Annotated in this window: 13 protein-coding genes; all 13 read right to left on the minus strand. The window is 53.7% G+C overall.

The window, feature by feature from the left end:
- Positions 1-652 precede the first annotated feature (652 nt).
- On the minus strand, positions 653-1,075 hold the full coding sequence (locus tag ACIQ2T_RS08445; RefSeq protein WP_397590426.1) for a hypothetical protein: 423 nt from the start codon (positions 1,073-1,075) through the stop codon (positions 653-655).
- A 241-nt stretch (positions 1,076-1,316) separates the two neighbouring features.
- Entirely contained in the window at positions 1,317-2,687 is a 1,371-nt protein-coding gene (locus ACIQ2T_RS08450) for a primase-helicase family protein (RefSeq protein WP_397590427.1), read from the minus strand.
- Positions 2,680-3,585: a bifunctional DNA primase/polymerase gene (locus ACIQ2T_RS08455; RefSeq protein WP_397590428.1), complete on the minus strand. Its 906-nt coding sequence runs from the start codon at positions 3,583-3,585 to the stop codon at positions 2,680-2,682. The genes ACIQ2T_RS08450 and ACIQ2T_RS08455 overlap by 8 nt, the downstream gene beginning before the upstream one ends.
- Entirely contained in the window at positions 3,582-3,791 is a 210-nt protein-coding gene (locus ACIQ2T_RS08460) for a helix-turn-helix transcriptional regulator (protein ID WP_397590429.1), read from the minus strand. Before ACIQ2T_RS08460 ends, ACIQ2T_RS08455 begins: the two co-directional genes overlap by 4 nt.
- Before the next feature lie 76 nt (positions 3,792-3,867).
- Entirely contained in the window at positions 3,868-4,485 is a 618-nt protein-coding gene (locus ACIQ2T_RS08465; RefSeq protein WP_397590430.1) for a hypothetical protein, read from the minus strand.
- Positions 4,482-5,954, minus strand: coding sequence for a tyrosine-type recombinase/integrase (locus ACIQ2T_RS08470; RefSeq protein WP_397590431.1), 1,473 nt, complete (start codon positions 5,952-5,954; stop codon positions 4,482-4,484). The genes ACIQ2T_RS08465 and ACIQ2T_RS08470 overlap by 4 nt, the downstream gene beginning before the upstream one ends.
- Before the next feature lie 153 nt (positions 5,955-6,107).
- Positions 6,108-7,322, minus strand: a complete 1,215-nt coding sequence (locus ACIQ2T_RS08475; protein ID WP_397590432.1) for a recombinase family protein — start codon at positions 7,320-7,322, stop codon at positions 6,108-6,110.
- A gap of 28 nt (positions 7,323-7,350) precedes the next feature.
- Entirely contained in the window at positions 7,351-8,511 is a 1,161-nt protein-coding gene (locus ACIQ2T_RS08480; RefSeq protein WP_397590433.1) for a hypothetical protein, read from the minus strand.
- Positions 8,512-8,595: 84 nt separating this feature from the next.
- Entirely contained in the window at positions 8,596-8,934 is a 339-nt protein-coding gene (locus tag ACIQ2T_RS08485; protein WP_397590434.1) for a helix-turn-helix domain-containing protein, read from the minus strand.
- A gap of 505 nt (positions 8,935-9,439) precedes the next feature.
- On the minus strand, positions 9,440-10,102 hold the full coding sequence (locus ACIQ2T_RS08490; RefSeq protein ID WP_397590435.1) for a TetR/AcrR family transcriptional regulator: 663 nt from the start codon (positions 10,100-10,102) through the stop codon (positions 9,440-9,442).
- A 12-nt stretch (positions 10,103-10,114) separates the two neighbouring features.
- Positions 10,115-10,405 (minus strand): antibiotic biosynthesis monooxygenase, encoded by a 291-nt coding sequence (locus tag ACIQ2T_RS08495; protein WP_353205939.1) that lies wholly within the window; start codon positions 10,403-10,405, stop codon positions 10,115-10,117.
- 4 nt (positions 10,406-10,409) lie between these two features.
- A complete protein-coding gene (locus tag ACIQ2T_RS08500; RefSeq protein ID WP_397590436.1) occupies positions 10,410-12,047 on the minus strand; it encodes a class I adenylate-forming enzyme family protein in 1,638 nt (545 codons plus the stop codon).
- On the minus strand, positions 12,044-12,321 hold a 278-nt coding region (locus ACIQ2T_RS08505; RefSeq protein ID WP_397590437.1), incomplete at its 5' end, for a putative quinol monooxygenase. The genes ACIQ2T_RS08500 and ACIQ2T_RS08505, both read right to left, overlap by 4 nt.

Raw genomic sequence — 12,321 nt, forward strand, 5'->3', positions numbered from 1 at the left:
TAAAATGGCCAAGGTGATCCCGATGCCGAGCCCCGCACCCGCCTGATCCGGAATGTAAGCCCGCGCGCCTGCATTCCAGACCGCCTAACAATCGTCACTACAGGCGAGTTTTTCAACAGAATAGGGCGCAAAGCGGTCATTAGGCATGCATCCAAGCCCAGCGCGGAACTGATCGCCACCATCGGTCATTGGTCATTCAAATTTAGGGCTGCTAATCTTACTCAATATCAGATGCTATTAGCGGCTATGTTTCGGCGCTGTGATGCGGATGGGTTTGATGCTCGCGGCTTTCGTCCCCGCCACTTAGGCCCTGAGACCATTCCCATCGCAAATGATAGTGACTCAAGTTTACGAAGTTCTGCCAGCCGCTTGCTCCGCTCTGCCTTTTTTTCAAGAGTTTCATTTCCGTGTTTATGCTGCGGATGGTTTGCACCTCGCATGATAGTTTCTGCCTTACGTGCGCCGTGATAGCGGCAGACCCCCATTCCATAAGCGGCTGGATTACGACATTGGTCACCGCGTGCCTTACACTTGGCTTTGCAGCGTTTTGTTTTGCCTGAGAGGATGTTTGGAAGGGGCATTGGCCTCATTTCTTACATTACATAAGCCGAGGTGCGCGCCAGACGGGCACTGGCTGAATTGTTCGCTGACCTCATGGAAACCAGCTTTTCACATATTCTTCGGCGTCGGCTGCGCCGACACTACCCTTAGCTGTCACAGGCCAAGCCACAGCAACGCAGTCCTCAAACCCATCAGGAAAGGGACGATAGGGGCGGTACCAACTATGGTTGTCGGCCACGTCCTTGGCAAATTCATAAATTCGGTCGTGGAGAAGTTTGAGTTGCTTGGGCCAGAGTATGCCCCCGTGACGGCCTACCAGCTTCCTGAGCATATCGCGGGTTACCGGAAACGGAATGTTAAACCGGTTAGGTGGGTCTTGCGGGAAGGCTATTGTGAGTTCGATCGTGGGGCCTTTATGCACTTTGAGTTGCTGACGGGACCACACTGGTTGGTCATGAGCGAACCCCGAGATCGAAATCACGTAATGCCCAATATGCAGTTTGTAGCGGCTCATAGTGGTTCTCTCCTTAGGCTCGCTGATGTGCGAGCGATTTAGGTACTGGACGAGGGTGAGTGTCGTTGGGTTGCCACCGTTGCCACCTGTTTTGATGTCCGCTATTTCTACTTCTTTCTTTCTTTTCTTTTCTTTTTAAAAAAGAGGAGGCAATGGTGGCAACTACCCATCAAACACACAGAAAAGCTGAGGATTTTGTTGCCACCGCTAGTGGCAACTGGTGGCAAGTTTGCCACCGAAATCACGCTTCTGCCTCCCCCGGGTCATACCAGTCCACCTCACCGCCCATCGCGCGTTCGAATTCTGCTCTAGCGCCTGGCAACGCCGGCAAATGGAAGCCACGCTTTTGTGGCATGTTACGGGATTTTTTACGTTTATTCACTCGTGGCGGGCAGAGACGCTTGAGTGCAGCGTGCACCTCGCTCTCCTGACGCGTTGCGTATTGCCGCTGGCCCTTCTCATATTGGCCCCAAGCCCTCATCAAGTCCTCCGTGCCGATGAAGCACGAGGCGGTCCAAGTGCCAAGCGGCTCAGGATATGCATCATCACCGAATATTCCGGTTTGGAGAACTTGATACCAGTACCTGTCAAACCCAGATAGCGAGCGAAGTTTTTGTTCCAGATGCTCGCGGGTCTTTGGTCGTTCCCGAACATTGAACTCGCCGAGTTCGTAACCTTTTAGGTCGTGAACCAGCCCCGCTATTACTGAAGGATCAGCAAGCGCTGCGTGGACCTTTTTCCAGTAGGCTAAGTCGCCTTGGTGAGCATTGGAAACCCTTAGGAATACGAAGCGCCGGTCATCAGCATCTACCTGCGCGAAATGGAAGTGATTACTGGCGGCGAAAAACCGGTGGTAGGACCTGATAGTTCGTCTCGGCTGATTTTTCTGTTCGACAGTCACGATAGGCTCGGTGACAAATGACTTGAGGCGGTCTATTCCCCTTCGATCCCCAGCAAATAATGCCTCATCCATACAAATAGCGAAGTTGCGTTCGAGTGCGGCGTTATACTTACCGATAACGTGATCGATGCTAGAAGTAGACAGGCACGTTCGTGGCCAGATTGCCCGCAACAACTCAAAAAAGGTTCCTTTGCCAGTACCCTGCCCGCCGAGGAGAGTTATGATTATGCCTGGCTTTTCATCCGGGTACTGCAACATGTGAGCAAGGAAGCAAAACAGGTAGCCGTATAACTCGATGTCGCCATCGCATATGATGTCGAGTAAGAACTGCTGGATGATGTACCAGCAACCTTTTTTTGGCTCTATTGGGGAGCCGTTCCAGTAGTTCAGGGTGTTTGGCGGAGTAGGTAACGGGCTGAATGCAACCGCATCAAATACCCTTGTGTTCGGGCTGACCAAGAATTCCGCAATATCCTTCTTCGGTTCGGAGGTTATGGGAAGGCTTTCAAGAAGTCTCTGCATGAGCAGCTTGCCTGCCGGCATCTTGTACATGCCGATGTCCTCGTCGCGTTCACCACTAAAGACCTGAGCAATCTCGCGGCGGTCAGCTACCCGAACGTCGCCCCCCAACGAAAGAAGGCAGAAGTTGCGTTGGAGTTCCATCAGGGCACTCGGCACCGGCGCTATGGTAATGGGTACAACGTCAGCCATTCCACCCTCCTGCACGTGCATGGTGAATGATAGTTCCGATGGTCGGAGTGCGGGTATCGTCATGACTGTTGGCGACGTTCCAGAAGTTATCTTCTTCGAAGCGGTGTGGCGCAGTCAGGCACCATGCCTTCGCGATATCTTCCCCGTCATGCCAGCCAAGGCTAAGAATGGCCCAAACCATGTCGCGGTAAAGTTCATAGCTGCAGTCGGCAGATATATGGCTTAGCATGACAGCAACGCGCGCGCGCTGCCTTGGGGTGTCTTGAACGCTATTGAACAAGGAGGGACGGCCCTTAGGGCGAGTGCGGGTTGCTTGGCGAGCAACTAACACTTGTTGCCAAACGATAAGTAGCGCAGCCGAGATTTCTGGGATCTGACGCCAGTCACCTTTCCCGCCCCAACGGTAAGGCAGGCCTGTATCGGGATGTATCGACGGAGGAAGTACGTCTTGCATCGTTAACCCGTCAGCGGTTCCGCAGCGAAATTCGAGGACCGTGATTTGCTTTTCTTCGCCGTTTACGTTTGCCGTCTCCTTAATGGTTAGGCTTTCGATCGGCCTGAGGCCGGGAGGTAAGCGGTAAAGCAGCTTTCCACGCCCGAGCCTGCCAGACACGATTTGCACAGCATCATAAGCATCGAGCAGTTCAGCCACATCGATACCACGCGCGGCAAGCCAAGCCGAAGCCCGTTCCATATCATCAATGTCGAGAGCCATTGTCGGAGTAGGCAAGCAGTACGCGTGGGCGATACCTATATTGCCGTTTAGTTCACCGCCCTTTTGCGGCTCAGTAATGGCGTTTGCCTTCTCGTTCCAGCCTTTGGTGGTCGGCCCTTTCTTGCGTGGCGGGATTTTAATAAGCGCCATTCCATGGGTGACATATTCTTCGGCGGGGTTCATACTGGTTCTCCACTTATACGTGTGCTTGTGGAGTTAGTCAGGCGGCTCGAGATCCATTGATCAAGATCGGCTTGACGGTAGCGAACAGCCCCACCCAGCTTTGCGTAAAGAGGGCCGTCGCCGCTGAGGCGGAAGCGTTCGAGGGTTGGTTTTCCGAGCCGCACATATTGCGCAGCTTCGGAAGTAGTTAGAAGTCCGTCTTGCATATCGGTTACCTTTGTTCTGTGTCGGTAACCATCCTATCTAATCAGATTAAGGTTGAAGTCGCGGGATCAATCGGGATCAATTTTGATGCGGATTTCCCTTTTTATCGTACATCAGGTCATAAGCCTGCCTTATCGCGTGCTCGACCGATGTATTGAGAAACATCTGATCGTTATACTGGTTTGCTACGCGCTTAAATGCCTTGGATGGCAGCACGCCCTCCGTACGCACAATCTCTGCTGCCTTATGAGCATCCGCTTCGTACTTGCGATGGTTCGCTTTTGCGGATGCAGGTAGAATGCCGCGACGATCACTGCGCGCACTAGCCTGGCTTAAACTTCCCATACCCAAGCACTTCTGAAGATCCTCATTTTTAAATTCGACACCCGATATCCGCCAGCTAGCTTCTCGCCAGCCTTCCTCCTCGGTGTCGATATCCGTAGTGGTTTCAAACACACCCGCAGCCCAATCAGCCATCACGGCGTTGGCGCGAAGCTCGCCCCAAAAATAACGCGGGATTGCCTTAGACTTTGGTGTGTCGGTTTCTATCGTGCCTGCAACACGCTCAACTTTCGCACGTGTACCAAGCAATCCGTCGCCCGCCCACACTCCGAGAACCCACAGATCAACCACGCCTGCATCCCGCAACATGGCCACAGCAGTGGCGCCTGTTATCCACTCATCAGTAGATGTCATGCGGATCCTCCTGAACGGGTGGTCTTGCTGATTGGCACCACGTTGTCGCTCTCACGCTTCACTGGTTTGCCACCGTTATCGACACAAGCGCGAATATATGCCCTCCACGCCAGTGGATCGCCCTCGCCACTTTGATTGAGGAATTGATCAGAGCGATGCCCGGCCGCGATGGCTGCTACAGCAGCGGCCCAAGCCCGGAGCGCATCGCGCTTTTCTTCCTTCCAATCATGTTGCTGGTAAATGCCTGCAACGCCGGACCGTGCCCCTGATATATGATTAAGGACGGCCTCTGTTACTTCAAACCGAGCACCAAGCTTTTGCAAGCCAGTTGCTAACGTCCGCCGCAGATCGTGGATTCGCCATGCTTCCATTGGACTATCGTCGCCCAAGACGTCGCTCGTTGCGATGTCCAGTTTCGACTTTGCTTTTGAATATGATTTGATAGTTCTCTTGCCGTCAGTAGATAAGACAGGACCCGCCTTAGGCCAGCAGCCGGGTTCAAATTCCTTAATGCCTGCCTCGACCTTTAAAGCCAGCGCTAGGCGGTCAATTTCTCCAACAACTGCAGGTGCTAAGGGGATTATTTGCTTCGTGCCGTTTTTGGTTCGTTCGGCTGGAATGATCCATTGCCCGGTTTGGCGGTCAAGTTCTGTCCATTTCATACCTGCTACTTCTTCCCGTCGCTGGCCGGTCCATAATAGTAGCTTGAAATATGCTTTGTATGGGTCAGTCAATCTATCGACAGACTTCCACACCGTCGCAAGTTCATCTTCGGTCAGGACCCGATTACGTGCCTTTGGCGCGCTTGGTTTTGCCATCATGCGCACAGGATTATCCGAAATTTCGCCCCGCTCCATCGCCCAGCGAAAAAGAACGGACGCATAAGCGTAAACTGCTAAGCGGCTTGCACGATGCTTAAGTGGGATGCCGTCTATAATGGCTTGCAAATCGGCGCGTGTGATATGCGGCATGGGCTTACCCTTTAACGCCGGCTCCAGACGCTGGGCTACAATATGGCGTGCCTGCTCTACCGTACGGGGTCTATGGTTTACAGCATACTCCTCCAGCCATCGCTCCGCTACTTTTTCAAAAACAAGTGTCTGGTCGAGTTTTGCTTTAGCTTTTGCTTCGCGTTTTGCTTCATCTATGGCGCCTATGGCAGCAAGTTCGGACTGCCGCGGATCAATTCCCCGCGCTACTGCCGCGGCAAGTTCTTTGGCGCGGGATCGCGCCTGATCCGGCGTCAGGTTGCCGTGCCTGCCAATAGTGTACTTACGCGGTGGTGTCCGGTCAGCCTTTCCTGGGCGGGCGATACGATAGCGGTATATGTAAACTTTTGCTCCCGCTGGAGTAACTTTTAAACCGAAGCCTTTGACAGTTTCTTTCCCTCGGTCATCCCAAATGACATATTCCAAGGGGGCCGCTTGGGCTGCGTCTACCGTGCGCTTTGTAATCGGGGCTTTGGACATTGTTTTACCTGATGCTTTAGAACGTTGTAGGCATCAGATAGGCATCAGATGAAATCATATCAAGGATGATTGTAGAATATTACAGACAAAAATAGTTAAGGTTATCATGGTTTAATGGGCTGACATCGGCTATTTCTGTATGATTTCCTCTAACTACGAATCTGAGGGCCGGGCGTTCGAATCGCTCCGGGTGCACCATTTACGTACCAAACCACTAACAGGGATTTTCCCCGTTAGTGTGGTACTGACAGCCTTCTCTAGGCTCGACTTTTCTCCGATAATGCGGATGTTTTCATCACCCACTTCGATGCGGGATATAACGGCGCGCAGGTAGGCTTTGCGGGCGTGGATATCGCCTGTTTCGAGCTTGTCGCGCATGAGGTCGGAGAACGCCGCCAGACGCGCAGGGGTGATCTCGGTTCGGCTTGCTGCCGTATCGGCGATCCTTTCGATTGCTGTTTCGGCCAGATCCCGCTCTTGCTTGATGGTTTGGATGCGGTCCTTGAGATCCGCATCAAGCTCCACCACGCCATCTTCGATGGCACGGTAAAGCCGGGCTAGCTTGTCCTTGGCTTTGTCTCGCTGGGCTTCAAGGGCACAGCGCCGCTCGGCAACCTCGGTTTGACGCGAGGTACGCCGCTCCACAAGCTTACACAGGATGTCTTCGAGGCGTTCAGGCGCGAGGAGTTGATCCTTGACGTTGGTAAGGATGAGGTCGTCAAGCTTGGCTAGCGGAATGTGCCGTCCCTTGCAGACCGAAGGGCCCTTTTGATGACAGCCTGCACAAGTGTAATAGCTGTAGGAGCGATTACCTCGCTTTGTGCCGGTACGAGTCATCCATGATCCACAGGTGGCGCATACAGCAAGACCAGTGAGCAGGATCGGGCCGTTCACCACCCGGGGTGCAGTCACCTTGGGGTTGTTACGGGTAAGCTTGGCCTGCACCGCCTCGAACAGCGGCAAGGCCACGATAGTAGGCACGGGGATCTCAATGACGCTCTCGGGGTCATTAAGTTCCTGGGTCCGACCATTGCGAACGCCGTAGCGGCAGATGCCCAAAGCGTACGTCCGGTTGGTAAGGATGTTATGGATTTGGCCTACACCGAACGCTGCACCTTTGCGGGTGCGATAGCCTTTGGCATTGAGCCACTTGGTCGTGTCCTTAACCCCAAGCGGGGGCGCGCCATCAATGCCATAGGCATAGAGGGTAAAGATCAGGCGCACGAGCTCTGCCTCCACAGGGTCAACCGCCAGCTTCTTCTTGATCTTGGATCCGCGCTTTTCAGCCTCGACAATGCAGTAGCCGAGCGGCGCAGTGGCACCGTTCCAAAAACCCTGCTTGGCCGACTCGCGCATCGAGCGGCTCACATTCTTGCCGTTCTCGCGTGATGTGTATTCATCGAAGATGCCAATAATCTGGCGCATCAGCAAACTGCGCCAAGACCGCCTTTTGTAATGGCGCCCGCTTATCGCGCTCCAAATGCTGCCGGATCGTATCTGGCAGGCATAAGAACTGCCGTACAAGCTCTTGATCATCAAAAGGCCGAAGTCGCTCACGGTTCTTGGGCGTAAGCCCGCCTGTCTGCACAGATACCCTTTTGCAAAGAGCACTCATCTTTCGGTCATGCTCCTCATCTACCTTGACGTAGTGGCGGGCAACATTGCGCAGACACGATGCTATTTGCGCCACCCCTGCAGACGTTTTTCCGCCAGCCCGCTCCATGTGAAAATACAAAATCAGCTTGAAGTTATCGACCTCGACCAGACGGGCGATGCTAGTAATGGTTGCAGGGTCAAGGCCGGACCGAGCAAGTACGGATGCAGCTGTCCGTAACTGGCGGGTGCGGGTTTCAATGGTCGCAGGCCGTGATGGTCGCAATGGTCCATCATCGTCCAAGTTCACATTACGCATGCGGTCGGCATAGGCGATCACATCGGCCTCGAACGAAGGTGGGAAGTATGCGAACGGATAGACATAGACTTCGCGTTTCTCGACACGCGGGATTATGATTTGCGGCCACGTGTCTGGAAATTGCGCGACTGCAAGGTTCCACCCCCACAAAAAATGGTCCCATGCCTGCTCGGCATTTGCACGCATGCGATCGTTCAATATGGTATCGCGGTAGCCATAGAGATCTGCCAGCGAGACGGTGTCTGGTTCTATACCAAGGCCGCTTAGGTACCGCGCAGCTGCCGAAACTTTCCGTTTAAGGGACGCCGGCAGCATCTTTAAAAGCGCAGCCCATTTCGGCAGCAGCGGGGTTGTGTTGCGGCTTGGATAGCTTTTGCCCACAAGGCCTACCGCGCGCGCCACACCGGTTTTGACATTTCCCCAGCGGCCCTTGGAGTATCCATGTGCAAGAAACGAAATGCTTTCCAATTTACGCCGGATATATATTGGGCTCGCAGGCACTTCATCGGGCGACAGACCTAGCACTTTGCAAAAGGTTTTAACCGCGCTGCGCGTATCACGCTTCTGGATGTCGGTCAGCGGCGCCTCCAACAGCGCAACAAGTGCATCTGCGAGGGTGGGCTTATTTTGGTCGTTATCGGTCATCTAAACCTCGTGAGGACTGGAGGGGACATAAGGTGATATTCGTGGGTACATATACTACATATTCAACCCAGTATGGGGCCGAGCCTATTCACGACAGGTACCTAAACCAGCAGAAATACTGGGCTTTCCATTAAGCATCTCGAGCAGGTCTGATTGTCGGATACGGACAGCTCGTCCGATGCGTGACGCGGGCAATTTGCCTGTGCGAATGAGGCGTGACACCGTGCGGTCGGACACGCGCAGGTATCGTGCCACCTCGGTTCTGGTCAGCAGTTCGTCTGTTGCATCCGCCGGCGCTTGCGACGTTGTCGCATGAGCTGCGGGCTCGGGCTTTGCATACACCCACGCGGGTAGGTCCACGCCGTTGATGGCTGTCGAAGTAGCGGGCTTACGCGATGGCTTTTTTGTATTTTTGTTAAACATACGCGAGTGTCGCACATGCCCAATATCAGGTCATCGGCATAACCTAAGGATTGTTGGGAGGGGGTTATGCGACAAGCGACATATCGAGCTGAAATCGCTAATTTCGAAATCGTCGACGAAGGAAACTATACGCCTAAATAGCCAACCTGACAAGCTTTCTTTGGCCTTTAACGGCGGCTTTGCGACATAACTGCTGTTGACTGGCTTGTGTACCCGGTTCTCTAGACGCAGGCGTTTATTCTACCCGGCAAGATATGCTTGCGGTTGCGCAGTCAGACCACCGGATCGATACTGTAACACCCAATTGCCCAATGTTGAAAAGCCAGGCCCTAAATCCGATGCCACCCGCCGTCGCGGCAACGCCATGCTCAATGCAACCCTCACTGCCTCTTGCTGGAGTTTTCCGGATGCTTGATGGCTATGATCAGTCTCATTAAGTGAGGTGTATAAGAACAAGTGACCGGAACCAAAACGGTAAAAGTCCAGAAGGCCTGCCGGTAATTAACTAATCTGCAGGCGGTTTCAGATCCTGGATCTGTCGTTCAAGATTGGTCAGCAATGGTTCAACCATTGCCTCGTCCAGCCCATGGACGAGGCGGTTAATCGCCATGCCTTCAATCGTTTGCTGCGACAACGCGAGCGCAAGATCGAAATTCGTGCGGTTTTTCTGCCATTCGGGGAAGGCCTCGATGGACAGCGCATATCGCCGCTCGCGAAATTCGGCTTGTGCAGGCTCGAGTATCTGGGCCAGCCCCTGATCGGTCCGTGCGGCAATCGACAGTTCGTGGAATGCGGTAAAACTCGAGCTGGAAAGCTGGTCCCAATAGGTCCGAACGACTTCGTGGACACCCCGGCTGTCCATATCGCCGGTGCGCCGAATCGCCCGCAGGCGCTTATCATTTAGCTCGGCGATCACGGCGCGCATCAACGCTTCGCCGTTTTCAAAATGATGCAGCATCGCACCACGAGACAGACCGGCCTCTGCAGCGACGCGTGAGGTGGTCGTTCTCGAATAGCCGAATTTCACGATGCAGCGAATGGCGCCTTCTATCAGGCGCTTCTTTGTCTGGGCGCTTTTGAGCCATTGCTGCGTTGGCGACGCGGGCGCAACACCTGCAGCGGGTAGTTCGCTTAACGTAGCTTGATGTAATTTACGCACGATTGCCATGTTTACTGCCCGTCAGACGGCTTCATGAAAGCTGAGTTCCATTTCCTCAGCAAGACACTCCAGAATTGGGGGGACCAACCGATCATGAAAATCGATGTGCATGTGGTGGTCAAAAGCAGCTTCTGATTTGAACGTCGCCACGCAAAAATAGGTGTTTGGCATATCGGTTGCCTTGAACAGTTCGTAGATTTCGCAATCCGGCTCGTGAAGATGAACAAGCGCGCGCAACTCTATCTGCAGCGCTTCCAGATCGGCTGCTTTTTCTGGCTTAGCAACGAGCTTGGCGATGAATGACTTTCTCATGGAATCAGGCCTCTTCTAGTTCAGTGATAAGGGTGTCCCGCAGGCGGAATTTTTGGATCTTCGACGTTGACATTGGCCATTCGCTGACGAACCGGACATGCCTTGGAAGCTTGAAGCTAGCGAGCTTTCCAGTGCAATGGGCGATGAGTTCTGCTTCGCTCGCGCTCTTGCCGTCATTAAGTTCGACAAATGCAGCCGGCACTTCAACATAACGTGGATGCGGAATGCCTGTAACCTGCGCAAGCTTTACGGCTGGGTGCGTTTGCAGCGCCGCTTCAATCTCTGCTGCGGCCACATTCTCTCCGCCGACTTTCATCATGTCCTTGGTTCGGCCATGAAACATGATCTGGCCTTGCGCATCGAACGAACCAATGTCGCCAGTGTGAAACCAACCATCTGCGTCAATCACCTCAGCCGTTTTTTCTGGCGCATTATAGTATCCGGCCAACATATTTGGCCCGCGAGCGACGATCTCACCCTTTTCATCACAGCCGCAAATAGCGCCCGTTTCGATGTCAACGATCTGAACCTCCCATTCATCGAGAGGAACGCCAAGCCGCCAACCGCGGGCTTCCCAAGGGTCTGTCGTTCGGCTTGTGCAAATTGTACCAGATCCTTCGGTCAGGCCATAGGTTCCAACCATGATCGTGTGCGGCATAGCTTTGACCATCGCATCTCTGATCCAGTCTGGCTGCACACCAAAATTAGCATTCATCAGCCTAACGCTGGACAAATCTGTTTCAGTAAATTTTGGATGTTCGATCAGATCCTGCATGATGGTTACAAAGCATGGATAAGCATGCGTAGCTTTTTCGGTTTCAAGCATGGAAAGCGCTACGCCAGCATCGAAGTTGGGGATTGTTAGATAGGTACCGCCAAGGTCGAGAATTGACACAAGCGGCAGAATTCCAGCGATGTGGAAAATGGGTAATGGCGACCAGAATCTGTCGCCTGGCTCCATTTCGTAGCGCCGACCCAGATTGCGGCTGTTCCCGATAATCCCGCGGTGGCGGATGAGGCAGCCTTTCGGATTGGCTGTTGTCCCGGATGTATAGAGGATCATGGCTATGCTTTGGGGGTCAACGGCGTCGATCCGAGCATCAATCTCGGTTGAGGTCTGAACAGACAGGGGTAAGGCCGGGAGCGCAGTGCGCGCCGACACTAGTCCGGCAGGGCAAGGCTCGTCTAAGCAGATAATTGACCGGAGCTTTGGCGCTTCCGTAAGTGACAAGTTTTCTGGATCTACCGCTGCAGCAAGTGACGGGAGTGCTTCCATCAGCCGTTCGCTGAAATCGAGTGAATCAGCCACACGACCTGTGGTGATTAGGCCGACTAGGTCTGCATCTTTGACAAGAAATGCGAGCTCTCCGGGCTGGTATCGCGCATTCACAGGTACAGCGACAGCCCCGGCCATCGCAATGCCGAACAGCGCTTCCACAAATTCAGGGCGCGTCGTCAGCAAAAGGCCCACATGATCGCCCGGTTGAACGCCGCGCGCGATGAGCGCAGCCGCCCAGAGGCGCGCCCGGTCATTCAAATCAGCATAGCTCGTGCGCTTGTCGGGAAAGATAAGAGCCATCTCTTGCGGGCGCAGAGAGGCTCCGTTCCGCAAAAGCGCACCCAAAGTGTAAATGCCTGTCATGGCGCTATGGGCAACAGATATTCACGGGTGTATGTGCCGTCTATACACTCGATCATCGTTGTTATGATGTCGGTGCTAGCGGGATTAGCTTGGTGGGCTTGATCAGCAGCTTCATCAACAAAGCTCTCAAAAACCGCGAATGCATGTGGCGCATCAAGGCGATAAAATTTATATGCCAGGGTTCCGATTTCGTCGGCAGCATTCCTTTCCATTTGTGGGATTAGGGTCAAGAATTCTGCTTCTCGGTCTGCCTTGACGTTAAAGCGTGATAGGA

The organism is Sphingorhabdus sp. (assembly GCF_044357595.1).
Lineage (GTDB): Bacteria > Pseudomonadota > Alphaproteobacteria > Sphingomonadales > Sphingomonadaceae > Sphingorhabdus_B.